The sequence below is a fragment of the Brevibacterium spongiae genome (assembly GCF_026168515.1).
Lineage (GTDB): Bacteria > Actinomycetota > Actinomycetes > Actinomycetales > Brevibacteriaceae > Brevibacterium > Brevibacterium spongiae.
This window is the reverse complement of the sequence record NZ_CP093443.1, coordinates 1,407,851-1,431,118: the sequence shown is the minus strand read 5'-3', so window position 1 is coordinate 1,431,118 and position 23,268 is coordinate 1,407,851. Positions and strand designations below refer to the sequence as shown.

Below are 23,268 nucleotides of genomic sequence, written 5' to 3'. Positions count from 1 at the left end.
AATCTTCATCGCTCACAATTGAGATATGAGTTCCGACCCCTCCCCTCGTTTCACCGCTGAGGAATCCCGCATGCTCTTCGGCACCGACTCCGCCGGTTCCGGGTCTCCCCGCCCCGACCGCTCTTCGAATCCCCCGGTGGCACACCTGCCCACCAGCGTCGACCGCGATCACCATCTCGCGCGGTTCGTGCCGGTGATCGCTGTTCTGGCGGTGATGTGGGTCATCGAGATCGTCGATGCGCTCCTCCCGTTCGACCTCGATGCCTTCAGCCTGCAGTCGTGGAATCCGCTCTCCCTCTACGGGCTGATCACCTCACCGCTGCTGCATTCGGGATTCGGCCACCTCACGGCCAATACGTTCCCGTTCCTCGTCCTCGGCATCGTCATCGCCTTCGGAGGATCACGTCGCTTCTGGCAGGTCACGGCGATCACAGCCCTGAGTTCGGGCCTTGGTGCCTGGCTGACGACCTGGCCGGGCCAGCACATCATCGGTGCCTCGGGCATCGTCTTCGGCTTCTTCGGCTACCTTGCGGTGCGCACGTGGTTCACCGAAGACGTGCTGCGCAAGATCGTCTACTTCGCGATCGGACTCTTCATCTTCATCACCTACGGGGCATCGATGATCTTCGGCATGCTGCCGCAGACCAATGACATCTCCTGGCAGGGGCACCTCTTCGGCTTCGCCGGCGGCATCTTCGCCGCGTGGCTGCTGCATCGTCGGCGACAGGGTGACGCCCCTGCGAAGTGAGGCCGTCTGCTCCCGCGATGACGTCTCGGCCGCCCCGGCGGGTCCGATCAGCGGGAATGGAACTTCTGCTGCACTGCGTCCAGACCGTCATTGATGAGCGTCTCGACGGCGTCTGCGAGGTCGGAGACGAAGATCGGCAGAGTGGTCCGTTCGTCCTTGGAGAAGGGACGCAGCACATAGTCGGCGGTGTCCTGGCGTCCCGGTGGCCGTCCCACTCCGGCTCGCACCCGCAGATAGTCCTTCGTTCCCAGCACCGAGGTCATCGACCGGAGGCCGTTGTGGCCGCCTTCGCCCCCACCGCGTTTGGCCTTGATGGCGTCGAACGGAATGTCCACATCGTCATGGACGGCGATGATCCGCTCGGTGTCGATGCCGTAGAAATCGGCCAGCTGCCGCACCGGACCGCCTGACTCGTTCATAAAGCCGGTGGAGGTTCCCAGCACCACGCGCGGTCCGGGCAGGCCGGGCACGCTGCCGGTGGGCAGACGGCCGGTGCCGACATTGGACCTCAGCTTCGTCCGGGTCAGCCCGGTGCCGATGCGTGAGGCGAGTTCGGCGATGACCATCTGTCCGATGTTGTGACGGGTCGCTTCGTATTTCGGACCGGGGTTGCCCAGTCCGAAGACCAACCACGCCTCGTTCGTCATTGCCGTCCTCCGTATGTCTGCTGCCCGCTGATCCGGCACCCAGCGTACCCGCTGGGCAGGGGTGATGAGCTGTTCGTCCGGCTCTGGGCGTGCGGGCTTCCGGAATGGTCCAGGAGCCGAGACGAGTTCGGTGGGCCGCCCTCAGGGCGACCCACCGAACAGCGTCGTCGTTCTGCACTCGTCTCACAGCATCAAGGCGCTGTGAGACGTGAGATCACTCCTCTTCGGAGGCCTCTTCTGCATCGGAGGACTCATCGGCCGACTCTTCCTCGGTCGACTCTTCAGCAGCCTCTTCCTCTGCATCCGACTCGGTGTCCATCTCGATCTCTTCGGAGACGTTGACGATGAGCTGTTCCTCATCGGCGATGAGCTCGACGCCCTCAGGCAGTTCGACCTGACCGGCCAGCACGTGCTCGCCGGCGGGACGGCCTTCGATGGAGACCTCGATGAGCTCGGGCAGCTTGGTCGCATCGGCCTTGACGGCGATGGTCGACTCTTCCTGCGAGACCATGGTCCCGGGTGCGGCTTCTCCGACGACGTGCACGGGCACGTCGACCTCGATCTTCTCACCGCGCTTGACGATGATGAGGTCGAGGTGTTCGATCTCGCGGCGGACGGGCTCGATCTGCACGTCGCGGGCGATGGCCAGGACGTTCTTGGAACCGTCGGTGCTTTCGATCTCGAGCAGCGCGTTGGCGTGCTTGAGCGCCATCATGGTGGCGTGGCCCTCGAGCGAGATGTGCACGGGGTCTCCGCCGTGACCGTAGACGACAGCGGGGATGCGACCCGCGCGACGGATGCGGCGCGCTGCGCCCTTGCCGAACTCATTGCGAGCTTCGGCCAGAAGTTTGAAGTCAGCCATTTTCTCTCCTTCGTGGTGAACTTACCTTCGAGCACCACGGCGAAACAGCCTGAATCCGAAGCGAATCTCGAACCGATCGGTTCTTGGGTGTTCGTCGGACAGGACCGCGTCGATAACGGAGACACCAGTCTCCCTCGCCGAGGCAACCTGATCATTCTACGGCACTGTCGGCAACGGTACCAAGTCGGCCGTTGACCGCATCGGCACAGGCGTCGATGCCGGTTTCGGTGAGCAGGATGTCATAGTGGTTCGTGCCCTGGACGTCGATGACGCTCATCTGCGGCCACTTGTGCGTGTAGTCGGTGACGAGTTCAGGTGGGTAGAGTCCCGGCTCCGAAGCCACGAGGTCCCGTTCGGCGTAGAGGAAGACGACCTCGGCCTGACTCTCTGCGTCGCCCATCACCGCTTCGAGTGCTTCCTGATACGCCGAGCCCGTGTACATATCGGACGAGTCGGCCTGCATCGCCTCGATCGAGGTCGAGGGTTGGAAGGAGTGATCGTCCTTGGCCGCGAGGTCGTAGACGAAGCTCTCGGTGGCCACGGTGTCGAGTCCGTCGACGAAGGCCGGATGTGCGGCGAAGAAGGCGAGGTACTCTTCGACGGTGCCGAAGCTCATCGACAGTCGTTCAGCGGCGGGACCGAGCACGGCGGCGATGAGGTCGTCGGTGTCGAGGTCTTCGTCGTTGAGGTCATCGACCGGGCCAGCCCCGGTGTGCTGCCCGACGGGAAGGGGCAGTCCTCCGTCGATGAGGACGGGGCCGCGGAATCGGTCAGCCGCCTCGGTGCCGGTGGTCCGGGAGATCCCGGCCAGGGTCATCGCGACGAACCCGCCCATCGAATGTCCGACGAGGGTCACGGGGCCCTCGGGAGCGAAGGCGGCGATCGCGGCGCTGACGTCAGCGGCATGCGCGGCCATCCCGAACGGGCCGGGCAGAGTCCGGGAATCGGCGCGTCCACGCAGGTCGGGGCCGATGACGCGGACTCCGGGCAGGGCGGAGACGAGGCCCGCGAAGAAGAGATGGTTCGAGGTGATGCCGTGGATGACGCACACGGTGGGCACATGGCCCGGGCCCGCGGCGACAGGCTCCCACACCCCTACGGACAGCTTTCCGCCGTCCACGTCCACGCGGTAGCGGTTGTAATCGTGTGACGACATCGTCGCGGGTCCCTTCGCTTAGGCGTTGCTACCAGTGTAGATCCTCAGGTGCGCGGAGACGATGGGCGCACCTGGGCCAGGGACCATGCGATCGTCCCGGCAGCGGAGACGATGAGCCGCAGCCATGGCAGAACCCCGAACCGATGATCGGTTCGGGGTTCTGATGTTCGCTGCGGTGCTCGCCGCGGTCGGGGGCCTCAGACCTCGAAGAGGCTGGTGACCGATCCGTCCTCGAAGACCTCGTGCACGGCACGGGCGATGAGCGGGGCGATCGAGAGCACGGTGAGCTTGTCGAAGATCTTGTCCTCGCTCAGCGGCAGGGTGTTGGTGACGATGACCTCTTCAGCCACGGAGTTCGACAGGCGTTCGACGGCCGGGCCGGAGAACACAGCGTGGGTGGACACGACGATGACGCCCTTGGCGCCGGCGGCCATGCAGGCGTCGGCGGCCTGGACGATGGTGCCGCCGGTGTCGATCATGTCGTCGACGAGGACGCAGGTGCGGCCTTCGACCTCACCGACGACCCGGTTGGCCTTCGTCTCGTTCGGGCGGGTGATGTCGCGGGTCTTGTGGATGAACGCCAGCGGCACTCCGCCGAGCGAGTTCGACCAGTTCTCTGCGACCTTGATGCGACCGGCGTCGGGGGAGACCACGGCGAGATCGCCGGGGTACTTGTCCTTGACGTAGCCGGCGAGGATCGGCATCGCGATGAGGTGGTCGACGGGGCCATCGAAGTAGCCCTGGATCTGCGCGGTGTGCAGGTCGACGGTGATGATGCGGTCGGCGCCGGCGGTCTTGTACAGATCGGCGACGAGGCGGGCCGAGATGGGCTCACGTCCGCGGTGCTTCTTGTCCTGCCGGGCGTAGGGGAAGAACGGTGCGATGACGGTGATCCGCTTGGCCGAGGCGCGCTTGAGGGCGTCGACCATGATCAGCTGCTCCATCAGCCATTCGTTGATCGGAGCGCAGTGCGACTGGAGGACGAAGACGTCGCTGCCGCGCACGGACTCGGAGTAGCGGACGTAGATCTCGCCGTTCGCGAAGTTGTAGATGTCGGTGGGGAGGAGTTCAGTCCCCAGGTTCTCCGCGACTTGTTCGGCGAGTTCGGGGTTCGCCCGACCGCTGACCAGGACGAGCTTCTTATCGCCCGCCGTCGTTATCTCATTCACTGAGCCGTTCCCCTTCGGATGCGTTTTCGGCCGCCTGTGCTGCGGGCGTGCCGGGACGGTTTGTCTGAACCCAGCCCTCCAGGTTGCGCTGCGGGGCCACCGAAATGGCCAGCGCTCCTGCAGGGACATCCTTGCGCACCGTCGTGCTTGCACCCGAATAGGCGCCGTCGCCCACGGTGACAGGGGCGACATACATATTGTCCGAGCCCATGCGTGCATGCTTTCCGATGACGGTGCGGTGCTTGTTGACGCCGTCATAGTTGACGAACACCGAGGCGGCGCCGATGTTCGAGCCTTCCCCGATCTCGGCGTCGCCGACGTAGGAGAGGTGAGGGACCTTCGCGCCCTTGCCGATCTCGGCGTTCTTCGTCTCCACGAAGGTGCCGATCTTTCCGGATTCGCCGAGGTTGGTCCCCGGTCGCAGGTAGGCGAACGGTCCGACCTTGGCGTCGGGGCCGACGACGGCGAGTTCGCCGTGGGTGCGCACGACATGGGCACCGGCGCCCACCTCGGTGTCCTTGAGGGTGGTGTCGGGTCCGACGACGGCGTTCGCGGCGATGTCGGTGGCGCCGAGCAGCTGGGTGCCCGGCAGGATCGTCGCATCCGCGGCGATCGAGACGTCGACGTCGATCCACGTGGTGTCGGGGTCGATGATGGAGACTCCGGCGCGCATGAACTTCTCGCACTGGCGGCGGTTGAGCTCCTTGCCCAGGTTCGCCAGCTGCACGCGGTCGTTCACGCCTTCGACCTGCCACAGGTCGTCGGTGGCGGTGGCAGCGACCGAACGTCCGGCCTCGCGGGAGTATCCGATGACGTCGGTGAGGTACTTCTCGCCCTGGGCGTTGTCGGTCGTCAGCGAGGCCAACCCGTCCTTGAGCGCCGCGGCGTCGAAGGCGTAGATGCCGGAGTTGATCTCACGGATGGCGCGTTCGGTCTCGTCTGCGTCCTTCTGCTCGACGATGCGCAGCAGGGAACCGTTCGCGTCGCGGACGATGCGTCCGTACCCGCCGGGGTCGTCCACCTCGGCGGACAGGACGGTCACGGCATTGGAGGAGGACTCATGGACCTCGACGAGGCCGTTGATCGTCTCGGTCGTCAGCAGCGGCACATCACCGTAGGTGACGACGACGGTGCCGGTGAGGTCGTCGGGCAGCTGGGTGAGCGCGCATTCGGTGGCACGACCAGTGCCGGGCACTTCGTCCTGATCGGCGATGAGCAGGGTGCGCTGAGAGGCGATCGGCAGGGCGTCGAGGTGGGCGACGAGCTGATCGCGTTCGTGCCGGACGACGACGATGAGGTGTTCGGGCGAGGTGCCGGCCGCAGCGGAGACGGCGTGATGGAGCAGGGAGCGCCCGCCGATGGGATGCATCACCTTGGGAAGAGCCGACTTCATTCGGGTTCCTTGGCCCGCTGCCAGTACGATGACGGCGGTCGGACGAGTCTGCGACATAGTTGAATCCTTCGCATGTCGGATTGGGCCAGCTCCGCCCATAGGATTCGAACCTATACTGCACGGCTCCAAAGGCCGGCGTGCTGCCATTACACCAGGGCGGAACAGCGTGCACCAGTAGAGGGGCCCGCGCTCACGAGACACCATCATGCCACTAGGATTAACTGTATGGAAATTCTACGAGAGATTCTTCTGACCCTGCATCTGCTGGGTATGGCGATCATTGTCGGTGGATATTTCACCGTCATCCGCTCCCCCAGGGTGATGCCCGGAATGCTGCACGGTTCCTATCTGCAGCTCATCACGGGGCTCCTGCTCGTGGGGCTCGCGGAGATGGGCGACGGTGAGGTCAACCAGATGAAGATCGGGATCAAGCTGGTCGTGGCGATCCTCGTCACGGTCTTCGCCTTCATCGGTAACAAGAGGCAGAAGGCCTTCGCCGCAGCTGGCCCAGTCGAGGGCGGTGCTGCGGCGAAGAACCCGTCGGCGAGCATGGCGCACCTGACGTTCGCGTTCGCGGTCATCAACGTCATCGTGGCCGTCTTCGTCCACTGACCCCCTGCTACTTACTACCTGACGGCGCCCCAGCAACCCCTCGCCGGGTTGCTGGGGCGCCGTCAGGTAGTAATGGAGGGGAATCGTGCCGTGTCCGACCCGGGCGGTATCGTTATGGGCGACATGACTGCTGCAGCTGAACACACCGACCATGCCGCCGGCGCCGACTCCCGAGCGGCCGAACTCCTCACCGGGCTCAACCCGAGACAGCGCGAGGCTGTGATCCATACCGGGTCCCCGCTGCTCATCGTCGCCGGGGCCGGATCGGGCAAGACCACTGTGCTCACCCGGCGCATCGCCTATGCCCTGGCCACGGGTCGCGCACATCCGGGCGAAGTCCTGGCGATCACGTTCACGAACAAGGCCGCCAAAGAGATGGCCGAACGCGTGTCCTCCATCGTCGGCCCGGCCTCCCGCGCCATGTGGGTCTCGACGTTCCACTCCTCCTGTGTCCGGATTCTCCGCCGCGAGGCGAAGGTCCTGGGCATGAAGTCGAATTTCACGATCTACGACGCACAGGACGCGCAGCGCCTCGTCGCTCAGATCCTCAAGGAGCTCGGCCTCGATACGAAGAAGTACGCGCCGCGCGCGATCCTGCACCGGATCTCGAACCTCAAGAACGAGCTGCAGACCCCGGACGACTTCATCCCCCGGCCGAACAATCCCGCCGACGAGGTGCTCGCCGACGTCTTCAAGCGCTACACCGCGCGGCTGCGCCTGGCCAACGCCTTCGACTTCGATGACCTCATCGCCGAGACAGTCCACCTCTTCGGGGCCTTCCCCGAGGTGGCCGATTCCTACCGTCGCCGGTTCCGCCATATCCTCGTCGACGAGTACCAGGACACGAACCCGGCCCAGTATGCGCTGATCAAGGCGCTGGCCGGAGACGGAGCCGGCGGTGCCACCGGAGCCGAGCTCACCGTCGTCGGTGACGCCGACCAGTCGATCTATGCTTTCCGCGGTGCCACGGTCCGCAACATCGTCGAATTCGAGAAGGACTTCCCGAACGCGGACACCATCCTGCTCGAGCAGAACTATCGGTCGACGCAGAACATCCTCGACGCGGCGAACGCCGTCATCGCCAACAACGATGACCGCAGGGAGAAGAAGCTGTGGACCTCGGAGGGTTCGGGCGAGCAGATCGTCGGCTGGGTCGCTGAGAACGAGCAAGGCGAGGCACGTTTCATCGTCGATCGCATCGACGATCTCATCGATGAGGAGAAGTACACGTACGGCGATTTCGCCGTCTTCTACCGCACCAACGCCCAGTCCCGTGCGATCGAGGATGCCTTGGTCCGCTCCGGCATTCCGTACAAGGTCGTCGGCGGCACCCGCTTCTACGAGCGCAAGGAGATCAAGGACGCCCTCGCGTACCTGCGTGTGGTCGCAAATCCCGATGACGACGTGAATCTGCGCCGCATCCTCAATGTGCCCAAGCGGTCCATCGGCGACCGCACGGAGGGCCTCATCGCGGATTTCGCCGACCGCGAGAGCATCAGCTTCTATACCGCTTTGGGTCGGCTCGACGAGATCCCTCACCTGAGTTCCCGTGCGCTGACTTCGGTGCAGAAGTTCTATGACCTCATGCAGGATCTGCGCGCGACTGCAGAATCCTCACCACTCTCACGCGTCATCGAAGCGATCCTCGAGCAGTCCGGGTACCTCGAATCGCTGCAGAAGAGCACGGACCCTCAGGATGAGTCCCGCGTCGACAACCTCGCCGAACTCGTCGCGGTCGCCGAGGATTTCGTCGCCACTCGTGAGTCCGCCGCCGTCGCTGAGGCGGATTCCTCGGACGAGACAGAAGCCGGCACCGAGGTGGCCGCCTCCACCGATGACACCGTCACCGAGGCGACCGCCTCCACGGAGGAGGCCGAGACCGAGGAATCCGCGCCCGGTGTCGGACCGGCCGCGATCGACCAGTTCCTCGAACAGGTGGCTCTGGCTTCGGACACCGATCAGATCCCCGATGCCGAGCTGGGACAGGTCACGCTCATGACCTTGCATACGGCCAAGGGACTGGAGTTCCCGGTCGTGTTCCTCACCGGCCTCGAGGACGGCGGCTTCCCACATTCGAGGTCGTTCGAGAATCCGCAGGAGCTGTCCGAGGAACGCCGTCTGGCGTATGTCGGACTCACGCGTGCCAGGCAGCGGCTGCTCGTCTCCCGCGCCGAGACCCGCAGCATGTGGGGTCAGCCTCAGTACAATCCACCGAGCCGGTTCCTGGCCGAGATCCCGGAGAGCCTCATCAATTGGGAGAACACCGGAAGCTTCTCCGGCGGGTTCTCCGGTGGCTTCGGTTCAGGCGGCTTCGGCGGCTCGACATCCGGATATTCGGGTGGTTCACGCAGCTTCGGTTCATCCCGACCTTCGGGCGGTTCCTCACGGTCTCGCTCCGGTGCCAGCTCCTCGTCGCCGGTCGCAGGGTTCCCCAACCGGATCCGCCCCAATCGTGAGGTCATCTCCGTCGAGGTCGGAGAGAAGGTCTCGCATGAGTCCTTCGGTCTCGGCACGGTCACCGAGGTCAATGGCGTCGGCGACAAGACTGTGGCCGTCGTCGACTTCGGTTCGGCAGGTTCGAAGCGTCTGCTGCTGCGATACGCACCGATCGAGAAGCTCGGCTGACGCACGGGCGTCTGGACGCAGCAGGTGGGCGGCCGGTTGCCCGGTGGCGGGGCCGCGCCGACGACGGATCCTGACCCGGCCCGAGAACAGAGAAAGCGCCGAGGAGAACGTGAGTTCTCCTCGGCGCTCATCCATGCCGGACGCGGCTATGGATTAAAGATCATTCATTGCCGAACTTGCCGTCGGCTCCTTCGCGACCCTTGTTGATCTGGTCTTCGAATTTTCCACCGGAGGCGTTGTTGGCGGCGTCAGCAGCCTTGTCCAGGCCCTGGTCGCTGATCTCTTCACCCTTATCGCTATTCATGGCGTCCTTGGCTTTGTTTGTCAGATCGTCCAGTCCCATGCTGTCTCCTTTCATCGGAAAAGGTTCTTGCGAACCTCTTGACGTCTTTCACCCTGCCACTTATTCCGTGGTCGCGACACCGGTGCGTCTCGTTTCCCAGCGAATGCACATAGTCCTTGTCATCTGGAGGTCGGCACGATGAAGGCCAGGACGACGAGCAGCGCTGCGAACAGGAGGCACGTGGTGATGTCGACGACCTTCGACCTGTTGGTCCACGCCTCGTTCCACGGCGCGGGCATCGCCCGCATCACGGCAAGGCTCGTCGGCACGACCGCCAGCACCACGGCTCCCACACGGAAGTCGATGAAGGAGCAGGCCGCGGCCGCTATGGCGCCGAGGAGGCAGCCGAGCAGCACCCAATCGCGCCTGGTCGGATGTGCATACCGTCGCTTCCAGTAGATCCACCGTTTCGCGATCGGCCCTCTCCCCCGCCGTGCATGACGGGGGTGAGGTCGCTTCGTCTCAGTGGAAGAAATGGCGGCTCCCGGTCAGGTACATCGTGATGCCGGCCTCTTCGGCCGCCGCGATGACCTCCTCGTCGCGGATCGATCCGCCTGGCTGCACGACAGCGGTGACTCCGGCGTCGATGAGGATCTGCAGACCGTCAGGGAACGGGAAGAAGGCGTCTGAGGATGACACGGCACCGGCGGCGCGTTCGGCACCGGCACGCTCGACGGCCAGCTTCGCCGAATCGACCCGGTTGACCTGTCCCATACCCACGCCCACGGATGCGCCGTCCTTGGCCAGCAGGATCGCGTTGGACTTCACTGCTCGTCCTGCCTTCCACGCGAACTCGAGGTCGGCGAGGACCTCCGGACTCGCTGCGGGACCGGCTGCCAGCGTCCAGTTCTGCGACGAATCCCCGTCGGCTTGGAACGCATCACGGTCCTGGACGAGGAAGCCTCCGCTGATCGGTTTGATCTCGGTCTCGGCCACGTCGATGTCTCCGAGTTCGAGCAGACGCAGGTTCTTCTTCGCCGACAGGATTTCGAGTGCTTCGGCACTGAAGGATGGTGCGGCCAGACATTCGGTGAAGATCGGCTTGATCGATGCGGCCAGGTCGGCGTCGACTTCCCGGTTCGTGGCGATCACACCGCCGTAGGCCGAAAGCGGATCACAGTCGTGGGCGGCCCGGTGGGCGGCAGCAGCGGAATCCGCGACGGCGATGCCGCACGGGTTCGCGTGCTTGATGATGGCCACGGCAGGCTGATCGAAGTCGAAGGCGGCACGGATCGCGGCATCGGTGTCGGTGTAGTTGTTGTACGACATCGCCTTGCCGCCGAGCAGCTTGGCCCCGGCGATGCCGCGGGTGCCGTCGGAGTAGACGGCGGCTGCCTGGTGCGGGTTCTCGCCGTAGCGCAGGTCCGCGATCTTCTCACCGGTGAGACCGGCGAATGCGGGGTTCTCGTCGGTGGCGAGTTCTGCGGCGAACCACGACGCCACGGCCGAGTCATACGCGGCGGTGTGTGCGAACGCACGCGCGGCGAAGGACCGTCGAGCGGTGAGGTCGAATCCCTCACCGGCGGCGGCTTCGAGCACCGCAGAGTAGTCGGCCGGATCGGTGACGACGGTGACGGTGGGGTGGTTCTTTGCCGCTGCTCGGACCATCGAGGGTCCGCCGATGTCGATCTGCTCGATGCAGTCGTCGAAGCCGGCACCGCTGGCGACAGTGTCTGCGAAGGGATAGAGGTTGACGACGACGAGGTCGAAGGGTTCGATCTCGAGTTCGCTGAGCTGCTCCAGGTGCTCAGGTTTGCGGGAATCGGCGAGGATTCCCGCGTGCACCCGCGGATGGAGGGTCTTCACGCGGCCTTCGAGGCATTCGGGAAACCCTGTCAGCTCCTCGACCTTCGTCACCTCGGCACCCGCCTCGGCGATCTTCGCGGCCGTTGAGCCGGTCGACACGATCTGGACTCCGGCATCGTGGAGTCCGCGGGCCAGCTCGGCCAACCCGGTCTTGTCATAGACGCTGATGAGCGCCCTCTTGATCGCGCGGGTTCCTGTCACTGATCCTCCTTGAGGTTCGGTCGCCGGTCGGTTGTTCTCACGGCTGGGGGTCAAATGGCGGTCATCGCCGAGGCGGCATATCCGCGGACATGCCGACCGTCGACGACGAGGTCGGTGTGGGCCAGGTGCGCAAGCAGCCGCACCAGCTCTTCGCGTTCACGGGCCTTGATGCGCTCGTGCACGGTCTCTTCGGTGTCGTCGTCTCCGATCGGCACTGCATATTGGGTGATGATCGGTCCGGTATCGACGCCGGTATCGACGAGGTGGATGGTGCCGCCGGTCAGCTTCACTCCGTGCGCGAGGGCGTCGCGGACGCCGTGGGCGCCGGGAAACGACGGCAGCAGCGCCGGGTGCGTATTGATGATTCGGGACGGGAACGCTGCGACGAAGCTCTCGCCGAGGATGCGCATGAACCCCGCCGAGACCACCCAGTCGGGTGCGAGTTCGGCGACGGTGTCCCGCAGCGCTGAGTCCCACGCCTCGCGGTCGGCGAAGTCCTTGGGACGGACGACGAACGTGGAGATATTGTGCGCCCGGGCCCGTTCCAGCACACCGGCCGTGGGCGAATCCGAGCCGACGGCGAGGATGTCGATGTCGCGCTTCCCGTCGGCGAAGGCGTCGATGACTGCCTGGGTGAGGGTACCGGATCCTGAGGCCAGAAGAACGATGCGCACCCGACCAGTCTAACGTCTGGGGCAGGGCCCGGTCTCCTCGCCGTCATCATGTGCAGACGGCCCGCCGAGGCATTTGTCAGATGACTATGACAAACTGGCGGGGTGACGTCACCACACAGCACTGAAGAGAAGAAGGCGCCGACTCCTGAAGAGGAGAAGCAGGCCGCACCGGCACGACACGGGCTCGTCCTGATCCTGCTGATCCTCGCGTCAGTTCTGACGTTCACCTATCAGCTGCCGTTCAAGCTCGCGGCCATCGGCTTCTCCATCGCCGCGATCGTATGGTCGGTGAAGTACATCGTCGCCGTGGTCAAGACCAAGCAGCGTCGGAACATGTCGTTGGGCATCCTCGGCGGTCTGCTCAGCCTCTATCTCATCTTCTCGACGGCGTCGTCGATCATCCTCTGGCCGGTGCAGTCGAAGTACGAGGAGTGCCTGCGGGATGCGATCACGCAGCAGGCACAGCTCTCCTGCAGCAGCGAATACCAGTCGGGACTCGGTGACTGGTTCAAGCAGATCACCGGGCAGGATCTCGACCTGCCCGGCACCAACTGAACCCAGCATTTTCCTGACCTGATCGACTGCCCGCGCGTGCGGTTCGGCTTCCCGCGCTTGCGGTCCTATCGCGACAACGGTCTTATCGCAGGTCTGCTCTCACCGCAGGTCCTCTTCGCCTCCGGTGCTCTCACGGTCTGAGGCATCCGGTTCGGCTTCGCTGAGATCCACATCGCTGTGATCCGCGTCCTCGTGGTCGAATCCTGCGAAGTCATCGCCGAAGTCAGCATCACCGTCGGCAGTTTCCTGCTGCAGACTCGACAGACGGATGAGCAGAAGCCCGGCGGCCAGGCCCACCGCGATCCATGCCGTCATCGCCGTTGCCGACAGCAGCGGCGTAGGGCCGAAGCCCGAGAGGCCGACCGGTCCCAGAGCTCCACGTGAGAAGAGCCCGAAGACGACGAACGCGGCAAAGACGAAACCTGCGGCGACGCCGAGGCCCGACCACGAACTGTCTGCGACCTCGCGGGCCCGATTCCGCCCGAGGATCGTGCACAGCAGACCCAGGAGGACGAGCACCGCCGGAGCCGCGACCGTCCAGGCGGGATACTCGCCGCTGAGCAGCTGCAGCACCGGCACATCGGGCACCTGCGAGGACGTCGCCCGGAAAGCCGAGCTGACGTCGCCTCCCCCGACGACGACTCCCGTGCCGGCGCTCCATGACAGCGCCGAATAGAGGATTCCCGGGGCGAAGAGGATCTGCACGATGAGCAGCCCGATGCCGGCGGCCAGCGGTGAGCTGTAGGCCTGCATGGAGTCGGTCGCTGCGTCCCAGCGGAGCACGAAGCCGCCGGCGATCACGAGCGCTGCCACCGCCAGTGCACCCCACAGCAGGCGACGAGCCAGGCGGATTCCGCTGGCCCACACTTCGTCGTCGAGGATGCGCAGGCCGGGAATGTCGCCGATGCCGCGGACACGGAGGAAGCCGCATCCCACGGCAGTGAGGAGGAAGAGGAGGAGGCGCAGGAACCCGAACGGAGTGAAGTCCGCGTTTCCGACGATGATGGCGAACGCGAGCAGGGGGCCGGCGTAGGCGACGACGAAGGTGCCCAGTGCTGCCGTCATCAGGCCCCACCACCGACCGGGTTCGTCCTCATCGGGTTCAGGGGCGTCAACGGCGGTGCCCTCGACCAGCCGTTTCGCAGCCCCTGCCACGAGGAACCACAGCCCGATGGTGACGAGGGTGGGTGCGATGGAGAACTCGAAGCCGAGGGTGGACACGCTCAGCCCGGTGACCGCGGCCCACAGCGCGAATGCCCATTCGGGAATCGCCGAATAGGGCAGCTGTGAGCCGAGTCCGATGATCCAGAAGGCGATGGCCGCGACGAAGCCGGCGGGGACGACGATGAGGTCGATCTTCACGACTTCGAGCAGGGCTGCCAGAATCGCGCGACGGTAGGGCTGGGGGTGAGGAGAAGTGTGCATCACGACCATTTTCGCTGACTTCGGGGCGGCTTCCTGGTATTGACCACGCGATTCCCTGTTCTGGGAAGTACAATTGCGCCAGGACAGGCTTGTACACGCAAAGGATGAACCCAACGATGAGCAACGGGAACGATCACCCCAATTTCCCGCCACCACCCAACGAGCCTCCGGAGACGGGCGGACCGAAGCCGAATTCGGATCCGCGAACTGATGAAGGCGCCAAGGGTTCGGCAGCGGCCGACGAAGTGACATCGTCGGAGTCGACTCGACCCGAGCAGACCGGCGACCCTGCGGCGAACTCCGCAGATGACTCGCCACACCCCTCGGACCCCTCACCGACCGAGGCGCAGGGTTCCCCCGACGACTCGAAGCCTGCGGAGACCGCGGCGGGTTCGGACTCCTCCGAGGCGACCCAGGCTATGCCAGCACCTGGCTTCGGTGACGACTCTTCCGCTCAGGCTGCCGGTTCTGCGCAAGACACACCATCGGCACAGAACGGCTCATCCGAGAGCAGCTCAACCGGACCGTCGGATTCCTCCGCACCGCCGGAGTCGGCGGCGTCTGCATTCTCCGACGACAAGGCGCCTCCTCTGGGACAGCCCGGGAATGAGCCCACGGCACGACCGACCGTGGCCCCGGCCTCTCCGCAGTCGAACCAGGCCCCTCAGCACTCGAACCCCGGTGCCCAGAACGGATCGAGCGGACCGAACACTCAGTACCAGAGCGGACCGAACGCGCCGTTCCAGAACGGGCAGAACCAGGGTGCGCCGAGCCCGTCAGGGCAGTACCCGGGCAGCCAGCCGCAAGGTGGTCAGTACCCGGGCGCTGCACCGTACCCCGGAGCGCAGAATCAAGCCGGCCCCAACCAGCCGGGGCAGCCCAACCAGCCGGGCCGATACCAGCAGAACCAGTACCAGACCGGTTCGGGACCGAACACCCAACGGACCGGATCCGGTCCCGGCCAGTCGCAGGCCATTCCGCAACCGGCGCCGGCTCCGGGATTCGCGGGTTCGCAGGCCGCGGCGACACGAGCCGATTCTCGCCCCGAGAAGACCAAGAAGAGCAAGCTTCCGCTCTTCATCACTCTCGGTGCCGTGGCGCTCGTCGCCATCCTCGTTCTCGTCGGCTTCCTCGTCGTCGGCAGCGTGAACAAGAACAACTACGGCCCCGACAAGGTGGCCGAGGACTACATCGCCGCACTGAATAAGGGTGACTTCGCTGCCGCGGAGAAGATCGCGCCGTCACCGCGTCCCGAGGGAACGAACCTCGATCTGCTGTCGAAGAACTTCACCGAGGCATCCTCGGCGAAGATCGAGAAGGCCAAGGTCGAATCCTCCAAGGTCGACGGCGACAAGGGCAAAGTCATCGTGTCCTACGAACTCGACGGCAGCCAGTACAACGTCGAGTTGGCGGCGAAGAAGGACGGCAAACAGGATCTGTTCTTCGACAAATGGAAGCTGACCGGCCCCGAACTCAACGTCATCTCGCTCGACGTCCCCGCCGCTGACGGCCTCACTGTCAACGGGCAGGACTACACGGCGAAGTCGGGAACCACCTCGTTCGCCGTCTACCCCGGCAACTACGACTTCAAGATTCCCAAGAGCAAGTGGGTCTCGGAGGCCTCTGACACCGCAGGTGTGAACTTCCCGAAGGCCTTCGCTCCGGGCGGCCAGCCGAACGAGGGCCAGGTCTCGCCCACGACGCTCAACCTCGATCTGTCGCCGACGAGCGCGTTCCAGGACGAAGTGCAGAAGCAGGTCGACAAAGAGATCAAGAAGTGCTTCGACAATAAGAGCATCAAGCCCAAGTGCAAGTTCATCAAGTTCGACCCGACCGAGATCCCGGTCAGCGGTTCGGACAAGGAACTCGATGATCTGGCGAAGGACGGAACCGCGAAGTGGAGCCTCAAGGACAAGCCCAAGGTGAAGGCCAGCTTCGGTGCCGGCGATACGAACACCGGTTCGTTCTTCACTGAGAAGCCCGGCAAGTTCGACTTCTCCGTCGACGGCACGAAGGCCGGATCCTCGTACTTCTCCAACGGCAATTCGCTGTCGGTGTCGGGAAGCGTGAAGATCGACGGGGACAAGCTCACGGTCGAATTCTTCGACTTCTGACCGACGCAGAGGCCCGGCCACCTCGCCGAGGCGGTCGGGCCGCTGTGTCCGTCACCTCGCCGAGGTTCTGAGCCCCTCCCCGAGGAGGCCACCTCCCCAGGCCACCGAGTGCACGAAGGCGGGCCCGCAGCAGCCGATTCCGGTTGCTGCGGGCCCGCCTTCGTCGGCGAGACGGCTCAGCCCATCGCGGCCCTCACCGGGCGCTCGATTCCTGCGGCGGCTTCGAACCAGGTGCCGGCGGCCATGACGAATTCGTCGGCGAAGCGCTTCCCGGCGATCTGCACGCCTATGGTGCGGCCGTCGTCCGTGTATCCGCCCAGCACCGTCGCGGCCGGCTGTTCGGACATGTTGAAGGGCATGGTGAATCCGATGTGCCCCATCGGTTCGTGCGCCCGCGGATAGGGCATCGGCTGTTCGGCCGGGAACGCCGCCTCCGGTGAGGTCGGCGTGATGACCAGATCGAACCCGGCGGTGGCGGTGATGGTGCGGCGGCGGATCTCCTGCACGCTGTGATAGCAGCGCATGAGTTCGACTCCGCTGACGTCGGCTCCGTCCTGCGCCCACTGCTGGATATAGGGCAGGATGAGCGCCTGCTCCTCGACCGGCAGCGCCTTGAGGTCGCCCCAGGACCGCACTCTCCAGAACCGGTCCATATCGTGGAGCAGTGCGTCGTCGATGTACGGGTCGAGGGTGACGACCTCAGCACCGGCAGCAGCGAAACGGTCAGCCGCCTCGGTGATGGTCTTGACCACCTGGGCATCGGGAGCCACACCGCAGCCGGCGTCGAGTTGCAGCCCGATGCGCAGTCCGCGGGGATCGAACTCGGGCACAGCGTTTCCCGGCAGGGACTGCGTCTCATCGGCGGCGAACCGCGGCAGCCGCGAATAGTCCCGGTCATCGGGTGCGGAGATGATGTCCATGGCCGCTTTCACATCAGCCATGGATCGTGCGAGCGGTCCGGCGCACCGGCCGAGGTATGGGGCGTCGAGCGGTACCCGGCCGAAGCTGGGTTTGAGGCCGGCCAGCCCGAGCCATGTGCACGGCAGGCGTATCGATCCGCCGATGTCCGAACCGATGTGGATGGGCCCGTATCCGGCGGCCGCGGCCGCTCCGGCACCGGCGCTCGAGCCGCCGGTGGTGAGTGCGGGGTCGAGCGGTGAGCGGGTGACGCCGTGCAGCGAGGACACGCCCGAGGACAGCATGCCCCAGTCGGGCATCGTCGTGGAGCCGAGGATGACGGCACCGGCCTCTTCGAGACGCTGTGTGATCGGCGCGTCATGGGCAGACATCGGCATCTCCACCCAAGCGTGGCCGCTGGGCAGGGGCACACCGCGGCGAGCGATGTTCTCCTTGATGGTCACCGGCACACCGTCGAGATCGCTCAGCGGTCGCCCTTCCCTCCACCGGGCGGCGCTGGCCACGGCAGCGGTCCGGGAGCGTTCGTCATCGCGGTGGAAGAGCGCGTTGATCGTCGGTTCGCAGTCGTCCATGCGGTCCACGACCGCGCTGTGGACCTCGATCGGATCGAAGTCCCCGTTGGCGAAGCCGACGGCCATGTCGGATGCGGTGTGATCGGCAAGCGTCGTGCTGTCCATATCCTGCCCTTTCTCTCGATGGTGAAACCGTGTCCCGCAGCTCCGGTGGGTGCATGCACGACTGCGTGTCATGCACCCGACCGGTCTCCGTCGTCCCGGCCGCCTCAGCCGCTGGAGGCGAGCGCGTCGGTCAGGTTCGGAGTCGCCGCGATGAGCTTTCGCGTGTACTCCTGCTGCGGGTTGGCATAGATGTCCTCGGTCGCCCCGGATTCGACGATCCGACCGTCCTTCATGACGATGAGCTGCGAGCACAGGTGCTTGACCACGCCGAGGTCGTGGGAGACGAAGAGGAGGGTGAGCGCGTAGTCGTCGACGAGGTCCGTGAGCAGGTTGAGCACCTGTGCACGCACAGACACGTCGAGGGCCGAGACCGGTTCGTCGGCGATGAGGATCTGCGGTCTGGTCACCAGCGCCCGGGCGATCGAGATCCGCTGCCGCTGTCCGCCGGAGAACTGATGCGGGTAACGGCCCAGGGAGTGCGCGTCGAGGTCGACGGCTGCGATCATCTCCTCGACACGGCTCATCCGTTCGTCCTTGTCGACTCCGGCGGCGATGAGCGGTTCGGCGACGATGTCGGCGACACGCATGCGCGGGTCCAGAGACGCGAAGGGGTCCTGGAAGACGATCTGCAGGTTCTCCCGCAGAGTGCGCAGCGCCTGCGAGCTTGCTGCCTCGACGCGGATGTCGCCGACGCGCACATGCCCGGTGGTGGGCCGGTCGAGCCCGGAGAGGATATTCAGCAGCGTCGACTTCCCCGATCCGGATTCGCCGACGATGCCCAGCCGCTCCCCGGCGGCGACGCTGAAGTCGACGCCGCCGAGCGCGGTGACATCGGCTCGACGCCTGCCGAGCAGTCCCCGACCCTTGAATACTCGGGTCACATCGGTCACGTCGATGAGAGGCACGGAATCCTTCGCCGAGGCGGCTCCACCGTCATCGTCGGTCGCGACGTTCCCGGAAGCACCGTTCCCGTGTGCGGTGTTCCCGGGCGCGGTGACTTCCCCTGCGGGTCGGCGCGCGTCGTTCTGGTTGGTCGCACCTGCCTCGCCGGCAGCACCGGCGTGTGCAGCCTTCGAGTCCGCCTCCCCCGGCGATGCGACCGGACCGGCATAGGAGAGTGCGGTCCTGAGGGTGAAGAGGCGACCGTTGTCGTCGGTGGCCTCCAGATCCGAGGAAGCCAGGAGCCCGCGCGTGTATTCGTGCTGCGGGTCGGTGAAGATCTCGGTCACTGTGCCGGTCTCGACGATGCGTCCCTGGTACATGACGATGACCCGGTCGCAGACTCCGGCGACGACGGCGAGGTCGTGGGTGATGAAGAGCAGCCCGGCGTGCACGGCCGCCACCCGTTCGGCGATGAGGTCGAGCATGTGCCGCTGCACGGTGACGTCGAGGGCGGTGGTCGGTTCGTCGCAGATGAGCAGCTGCGGCGAGTTCGCCAGCGCGATCGCCAGCATCACCCGCTGTCGCTGTCCCCCGGACATCTGATGCGGATAGGCGAAGCGGGCGCTGTCGGGGTCGGGCATGCGCACATCGGTGAGCAGCGCACCCACCCGGGCCGGGATCTGTGCGCGCGGAGCCTTGCCGTGGATGCGCAGCACCTCGGCGATCTGGTCGCCGATGCGCATGAGCGGGTTGAGTGCGCTCATGGGTTCTTGGAAGACCATGGACACGATGTCCGATCGCAGTCCGGCCAGGGTCTTCTCGTTCGCGTCGAGGAGGTTTCCGTGGTGGCCCTGCAGCTGCACGTGCCCGCGTGCGTGCAGCTCGTCGGGCAGGAGCCCCATCACGGACTGGGCGGTCAGCGACTTGCCGGACCCTGATTCGCCGATCAGCCCGACCCGCTCCCCCGGTGCCAGGGACAGGCTGACGTCGTGGAGCACGGGGGTTTCGGCACCGGCGGGGGTGATGGTGAGGCCGTCGACCTCGAGCAGGTTCTCAGGCACGCTTGGCCTCCATCTTCGGATCGAACCGGTCGCGCAGCCCATCGCCGAGGAGGTTGAACCCGAGCACGGCGAGTGCGATGAAAACGCCCGGCCACAGGGCGAGTTCGGGATGGGTGGACAGGAACTGCTGGGACTCCTGGAGCATCCGTCCCCAGGAGGGCACCGGGGCTTGGGTGCCGAGCCCGAGGAAGGACAGCCCCGCCTCGGCGAGGACGGAGATCGCGAACGCCACGGAGGCTTGGACGATGACCATGCCGGCGATGTTCGGCAGCACGTGGACGGCCGCGATCGCCGGGACCCGCCGATTCGACGCCCGTGCCGCCCGCACATATTCGGATCCGAGCACCTGCAGCGTCCCGGACCTCGCCACACGGGCGAATCCGGGGATCGCGGCGATGCCCACGGCGATCATCGCCGGTCCCGTTCCCGGTGAGAACACGGCGGCGAAGATGATGGCCAGCAGCAGCGCCGGGAATGCCAGCAGGATGTCGTTGGCGCGCATGATCACCGCGTCGATCCACACACCCCACGGCTGTTTGGCGAAGAGGGCCGCGATGATGCCGATGGGGGTGCCGATGAGCTGAGCGATGGCGACGGCGACGACCCCGACGAGGAGGGTGATCCGGGCGCCGTACATCACCCAGGTCAGCGTGTCACGACCGAACCTGTCCGTGCCGAACGGGTGGGCGAGGCTGCCCGACTGCAGGCGTGCGGCCGGGTCGATCTCGCTCGGGTCGTAGGGCGTCCAGATGAAGGAGACGAGCGCCAGTCCGAGGATGAGGAGGACAAGACAGGCGCCGATGATCATCGAGGCGTTGAGCCGCAGCGACTTCCGTGAGGTGCCCGCGGCACCCCTCGCCGAGGCGGTCGCTGCGTGGATGTCGACCGCGGCCTCGTCGCGGGGATTGGTGGGGGTCTGACTCATGCGGCGTTCCTGATCCGGGGGTCGACGACGGGCACGAGGATGTCGACGATGAGGTTGATGATGAGCACGAGCAGGACGAGGACCATGACGATGCCCTGAACGGCGACGAGGTCGCGGTTCGCCACGGCGCGCACGAGCTCGGACCCGATCCCGGGCAGGACGAAGATCTGTTCGATGATCACGGCCCCGACGAGCAGGGTGGCCAGTTGGACGCCGGCGACGGTGATGACCGGAATCGCCGCATTCCGCAGACCGTGCGCGAACAGCGCCTTCGTCCTCGTCAGCCCCTTCGCGCGGGCGGTGCGGATATAGTCTTCGCGCATGACATCGAGCACAGCCGAACGCACATATCGGGTGAGGATCGCCGCCTGCACGAGTGCCAGGGACACCACGGGCAGGACGAGGCGCAGGAAGAACCCGCCGATCCCTTCGACCGGGGCCATCCAGCCCTGCGATGGGAACCAGCCGAGGGTGAGGGAGAAGATGATGACGAGGATGATCGCGGCCAGGAAGTTCGGGATCGCAATCCCGATCTGGCTGGCTGCCGAGATCGTCACACCGATCCAGCTGCGCTGTTCGAGTGCGGCGAAGGTGCCCAGGGGCACGGCGATGAGGATCGACAGGAGGATGGCGGCGATGACGAGGATCGCGGTGACCTGGACGCTGTCGATGATGACGGGAGTGATCGCGGCCCCGGTGACGTAGGAGGTGCCGAAGTCACCGCCGAGCATGCCGCCCACCCAGTCGAAGTATCGGATGACGGGTGGGCGATCAAGCCCGTACTGGGCTTCCAACGCCGCAACCGCCTCGGGGGTGGCGTTCGTGCCCAGCGCCACCTGCGCGGCATTGCCGGGCAGCAGGCTCATCAGAGCGAAGACCACCACCGAGGCGACGAGGAGGGAGAGCGCGAACTGGATCGCGCGGCTGAGTGCATAGTTGAGCATGGAGCAGAGGTGTCAGTTCCAGCTCAGATCGGCGATCTTGAACGCATCGGAGACCCTGTTGGCGGGGATGCCCTCGATGTCGGACTTGGCGATCACGAGGTTCGGGAAGAGGAACAGGAAGTCCGAGGCGGCATCCTCGGTGATCGTCTTCGCGATCTCCTTCATCCCGGAGATGTACTCCTCCTCCGTGCCGGTGTCGGCCTTCTCCGCGATCTTCTTGGTCGTCGAATCGTCGTAGCCGATGTAGTAGTCGTTGGAGAACACAGTGAGGATGTCGCGGGGTTCGGCGTGGTTGATCACCGACATGTCGAAGTCGTGTTCGGTGAACGTCTTGTCCAACCACACGGCCGGGAATTCCTGGGTCTCGATATTCGCTTTGAGTCCGACCTCCTCGAGCTGGGCGGAGACGATTTCGGAGATCGCCTTGGCATACGGCAGGTTCGGCACGGTGAAGGAGAATTCCTCGCCCTTGATGCCGGCGTCGGCGACCAGCTGCTTGGCCTTCTCCGGGTCGTGCTTCCACACCCCGGTGAGGTCTTCGTAGTACGGGTCGGTGGGTGGGACCATCGAACCGATGAGCTCGCCGTAGCCGGCCCAGGCGGTGTCGAGGACGGCCTTGCGGTCGATGGCGTACATGACGGCCTCACGGGCCTTCTTGTCCTTGAAGATGCCGTCCGCGTTGTTCATCGACAGCACGACTTCGCCGTTCGTGGTGCCGGAGACGATCTGATAGTCGTCGCTTTGGAACTCACCCGCCAGTTCAGGTGCCTGCAGATTGGAGACGAGGTCGATCTCTCCGGACTTCAGTGCGTTCGAGGCTGAGACCGCGTCCTTGAAGTATTTGAACTGGACCGTCTTCAGTGCCGGCTTCTCGCCCCAGTAGTCGTCCCTGGCGGCGAAGTCGATCGTCTGTCCGCGGGTGAATTTCTCGATCTCGAAGGGACCGGTGCCGATCGCTTCGTTGGCCAGGTCCTTCGTGCCTTCGGTGTCGAAGACGGCGCCCACGAGGCTGGTGAGGTTGAACAGCCACGTGTTCGATGGCTTCTTCAGCTCGATCGTGACGGTGGAGTCGTCCGGGGTGTCGATGGATTTGACGATGTCCATCTTCGATTTCAGCGCGTTCTTCCAGTCCTTCTGCACCCGCTCATACGAGAATTTCACGTCTTCGCTGGTGAGGTCGGCGCCGTTGGAGAACTTCACGCCGTCCTGCAGTTGGAAGGTGTAGGTCTTGCGGTCGTCGGACAGTGTCCAGTCCTTGGCCAGCGCCGGCTGGATCTCCCCGTCTCCGTCGAGGCGGACGAGGGACTCGTAGACGTTCTCCATCAGAGCCTCGGGGATGGCCACACCGGAGGTGGAGGTGAAATCGAGGTTGACGGGCTCGGCGGTGAAGGCGACGCTCATCGAATCCTTCTGCTCAGCGTCGTCGCCGGAGTCGGAGGCTCCGGCCGAACACGCGGTCAGCAGCAGGCTCGTGGCCACCGCTGCGGCCACCCACGACATGATGCGCGGAGTCTTCATTGTTCTCCTCGAA

The 23,268-nt window shown here is 65.3% G+C and carries 20 protein-coding genes and 1 tRNA gene; 5 read left to right on the top strand and 16 right to left on the bottom strand.

Annotation, left to right across the window (positions count from 1 at the left end; translation table 11 throughout):
- Nucleotides 1-25 precede the first annotated feature (25 nt).
- Nucleotides 26-748 (top strand): rhomboid family intramembrane serine protease, encoded by a 723-nt coding sequence (locus tag L1F31_RS06410; protein ID WP_265419815.1) that lies wholly within the window; start codon nucleotides 26-28, stop codon nucleotides 746-748.
- Nucleotides 749-795: 47 nt separating this feature from the next.
- Here L1F31_RS06410 and pth read toward each other — a convergent pair whose 3' ends face one another.
- The 6 genes from pth to L1F31_RS06380 all read right to left on the bottom strand — a co-directional run bounded on the left by pth (nucleotide 796) and on the right by L1F31_RS06380 (nucleotide 6,136).
- Nucleotides 796-1,395 carry an aminoacyl-tRNA hydrolase gene (gene pth / locus L1F31_RS06405; RefSeq protein ID WP_265419814.1) on the bottom strand — a complete coding sequence of 200 codons (600 nt, stop codon included), beginning with the start codon at nucleotides 1,393-1,395 and terminating at the stop codon, nucleotides 796-798.
- Nucleotides 1,396-1,609: 214 nt separating this feature from the next.
- Entirely contained in the window at nucleotides 1,610-2,257 is a 648-nt protein-coding gene (locus L1F31_RS06400) for a 50S ribosomal protein L25/general stress protein Ctc (protein WP_265419813.1), read from the bottom strand.
- Between the two features lie 151 nt (nucleotides 2,258-2,408).
- Nucleotides 2,409-3,413, bottom strand: a complete 1,005-nt coding sequence (locus L1F31_RS06395; RefSeq protein WP_265419812.1) for an alpha/beta hydrolase — start codon at nucleotides 3,411-3,413, stop codon at nucleotides 2,409-2,411.
- Nucleotides 3,414-3,610: 197 nt separating this feature from the next.
- Nucleotides 3,611-4,582 (bottom strand): ribose-phosphate diphosphokinase, encoded by a 972-nt coding sequence (locus L1F31_RS06390; RefSeq protein ID WP_025777652.1) that lies wholly within the window; start codon nucleotides 4,580-4,582, stop codon nucleotides 3,611-3,613.
- Nucleotides 4,575-6,032: a bifunctional UDP-N-acetylglucosamine diphosphorylase/glucosamine-1-phosphate N-acetyltransferase GlmU gene (gene glmU, locus L1F31_RS06385; protein WP_265419811.1), complete on the bottom strand. Its 1,458-nt coding sequence runs from the start codon at nucleotides 6,030-6,032 to the stop codon at nucleotides 4,575-4,577. Before glmU ends, L1F31_RS06390 begins: the two co-directional genes overlap by 8 nt.
- 32 nt (nucleotides 6,033-6,064) lie before the next feature.
- Nucleotides 6,065-6,136 (bottom strand) — tRNA-Gln (locus L1F31_RS06380).
- A 64-nt stretch (nucleotides 6,137-6,200) separates the two neighbouring features.
- Between L1F31_RS06380 and L1F31_RS06375 the strand changes: the two genes are divergently transcribed.
- Together L1F31_RS06375 and L1F31_RS06370 are read left to right on the top strand one after the other, a co-directional pair.
- A complete protein-coding gene (locus L1F31_RS06375; RefSeq protein WP_265419810.1) occupies nucleotides 6,201-6,587 on the top strand; it encodes a hypothetical protein in 387 nt (128 codons plus the stop codon).
- A 123-nt stretch (nucleotides 6,588-6,710) separates the two neighbouring features.
- A complete protein-coding gene (locus L1F31_RS06370; protein WP_265419809.1) occupies nucleotides 6,711-9,212 on the top strand; it encodes a UvrD-helicase domain-containing protein in 2,502 nt (833 codons plus the stop codon).
- A 160-nt stretch (nucleotides 9,213-9,372) separates the two neighbouring features.
- Here the strand turns inward: L1F31_RS06370 and L1F31_RS06365 are convergent, their stop codons facing one another.
- The 4 genes from L1F31_RS06365 to purN form a co-directional block, all read right to left on the bottom strand.
- Complete coding sequence (locus L1F31_RS06365; RefSeq protein WP_265419808.1) at nucleotides 9,373-9,555, bottom strand: Rv0909 family putative TA system antitoxin; 183 nt, start codon at nucleotides 9,553-9,555, stop codon at nucleotides 9,373-9,375.
- 119 nt (nucleotides 9,556-9,674) lie between these two features.
- Nucleotides 9,675-9,911 (bottom strand): DUF3017 domain-containing protein, encoded by a 237-nt coding sequence (locus tag L1F31_RS06360; RefSeq protein ID WP_265419807.1) that lies wholly within the window; start codon nucleotides 9,909-9,911, stop codon nucleotides 9,675-9,677.
- 106 nt (nucleotides 9,912-10,017) lie between these two features.
- On the bottom strand, nucleotides 10,018-11,562 hold the full coding sequence (gene purH / locus L1F31_RS06355) for a bifunctional phosphoribosylaminoimidazolecarboxamide formyltransferase/IMP cyclohydrolase (RefSeq protein WP_265419806.1): 1,545 nt from the start codon (nucleotides 11,560-11,562) through the stop codon (nucleotides 10,018-10,020).
- A gap of 50 nt (nucleotides 11,563-11,612) precedes the next feature.
- On the bottom strand, nucleotides 11,613-12,236 hold the full coding sequence (purN, locus tag L1F31_RS06350) for a phosphoribosylglycinamide formyltransferase (protein WP_265419805.1): 624 nt from the start codon (nucleotides 12,234-12,236) through the stop codon (nucleotides 11,613-11,615).
- Nucleotides 12,237-12,338: 102 nt separating this feature from the next.
- On the opposite strand from purN, the gene L1F31_RS06345 reads away from it, so the two are divergent.
- Entirely contained in the window at nucleotides 12,339-12,791 is a 453-nt protein-coding gene (locus tag L1F31_RS06345) for a hypothetical protein (RefSeq protein WP_265419804.1), read from the top strand.
- A 99-nt stretch (nucleotides 12,792-12,890) separates the two neighbouring features.
- Here L1F31_RS06345 and L1F31_RS06340 read toward each other — a convergent pair whose 3' ends face one another.
- Nucleotides 12,891-14,216, bottom strand: a complete 1,326-nt coding sequence (locus L1F31_RS06340) for a cell division protein PerM (protein ID WP_265419803.1) — start codon at nucleotides 14,214-14,216, stop codon at nucleotides 12,891-12,893.
- Between the two features lie 116 nt (nucleotides 14,217-14,332).
- On the opposite strand from L1F31_RS06340, the gene L1F31_RS06335 reads away from it, so the two are divergent.
- The gene (locus L1F31_RS06335) at nucleotides 14,333-16,330 is read left to right on the top strand and encodes a zinc ribbon domain-containing protein (RefSeq protein ID WP_265419802.1); all 1,998 of its coding nucleotides are present in this window, start codon (nucleotides 14,333-14,335) and stop codon (nucleotides 16,328-16,330) included.
- Between the two features lie 176 nt (nucleotides 16,331-16,506).
- Here L1F31_RS06335 and L1F31_RS06330 read toward each other — a convergent pair whose 3' ends face one another.
- The 5 genes from L1F31_RS06330 to L1F31_RS06310 form a co-directional block, all read right to left on the bottom strand.
- Entirely contained in the window at nucleotides 16,507-17,925 is a 1,419-nt protein-coding gene (locus L1F31_RS06330; RefSeq protein ID WP_265419801.1) for an amidase, read from the bottom strand.
- A gap of 104 nt (nucleotides 17,926-18,029) precedes the next feature.
- Entirely contained in the window at nucleotides 18,030-19,868 is a 1,839-nt protein-coding gene (locus tag L1F31_RS06325; RefSeq protein ID WP_265419800.1) for a dipeptide ABC transporter ATP-binding protein, read from the bottom strand.
- A complete protein-coding gene (locus tag L1F31_RS06320) occupies nucleotides 19,861-20,676 on the bottom strand; it encodes an ABC transporter permease (protein ID WP_265420403.1) in 816 nt (271 codons plus the stop codon). Before L1F31_RS06320 ends, L1F31_RS06325 begins: the two co-directional genes overlap by 8 nt.
- A gap of 113 nt (nucleotides 20,677-20,789) precedes the next feature.
- Nucleotides 20,790-21,737: an ABC transporter permease gene (locus L1F31_RS06315; RefSeq protein ID WP_265419799.1), complete on the bottom strand. Its 948-nt coding sequence runs from the start codon at nucleotides 21,735-21,737 to the stop codon at nucleotides 20,790-20,792.
- Nucleotides 21,738-21,749: 12 nt separating this feature from the next.
- Complete coding sequence (locus tag L1F31_RS06310) at nucleotides 21,750-23,255, bottom strand: ABC transporter substrate-binding protein (protein WP_265419798.1); 1,506 nt, start codon at nucleotides 23,253-23,255, stop codon at nucleotides 21,750-21,752.
- Between the last annotated feature and the right edge of the window lie 13 nt (nucleotides 23,256-23,268).

Excerpts from the sequence above, each read along its gene's own strand:
- L1F31_RS06410 (WP_265419815.1), top strand. The coding sequence starts at position 26 with ATGAGTTCCGACCCCTCCCCTCGTTTCACCGCTGAGGAATCCCGCATG.
- pth (WP_265419814.1), bottom strand. The coding sequence starts at position 1,395 with ATGACGAACGAGGCGTGGTTGGTCTTCGGACTGGGCAACCCCGGTCCG.
- L1F31_RS06400 (WP_265419813.1), bottom strand. The coding sequence starts at position 2,257 with ATGGCTGACTTCAAACTTCTGGCCGAAGCTCGCAATGAGTTCGGCAAG.
- L1F31_RS06395 (WP_265419812.1), bottom strand. The coding sequence starts at position 3,413 with ATGTCGTCACACGATTACAACCGCTACCGCGTGGACGTGGACGGCGGA.
- glmU (WP_265419811.1), bottom strand. The coding sequence starts at position 6,032 with ATGTCGCAGACTCGTCCGACCGCCGTCATCGTACTGGCAGCGGGCCAA.
- L1F31_RS06375 (WP_265419810.1), top strand. The coding sequence starts at position 6,201 with ATGGAAATTCTACGAGAGATTCTTCTGACCCTGCATCTGCTGGGTATG.
- L1F31_RS06370 (WP_265419809.1), top strand. The coding sequence starts at position 6,711 with ATGACTGCTGCAGCTGAACACACCGACCATGCCGCCGGCGCCGACTCC.
- L1F31_RS06365 (WP_265419808.1), bottom strand. The coding sequence starts at position 9,555 with ATGGGACTGGACGATCTGACAAACAAAGCCAAGGACGCCATGAATAGC.
- L1F31_RS06340 (WP_265419803.1), bottom strand. The coding sequence starts at position 14,216 with ATGCACACTTCTCCTCACCCCCAGCCCTACCGTCGCGCGATTCTGGCA.
- L1F31_RS06335 (WP_265419802.1), top strand. The coding sequence starts at position 14,333 with ATGAGCAACGGGAACGATCACCCCAATTTCCCGCCACCACCCAACGAG.
- L1F31_RS06330 (WP_265419801.1), bottom strand. The coding sequence starts at position 17,925 with ATGGACAGCACGACGCTTGCCGATCACACCGCATCCGACATGGCCGTC.
- L1F31_RS06320 (WP_265420403.1), bottom strand. The coding sequence starts at position 20,676 with ATGATCATCGGCGCCTGTCTTGTCCTCCTCATCCTCGGACTGGCGCTC.
- L1F31_RS06315 (WP_265419799.1), bottom strand. The coding sequence starts at position 21,737 with ATGCTCAACTATGCACTCAGCCGCGCGATCCAGTTCGCGCTCTCCCTC.
- L1F31_RS06310 (WP_265419798.1), bottom strand. The coding sequence starts at position 23,255 with ATGAAGACTCCGCGCATCATGTCGTGGGTGGCCGCAGCGGTGGCCACG.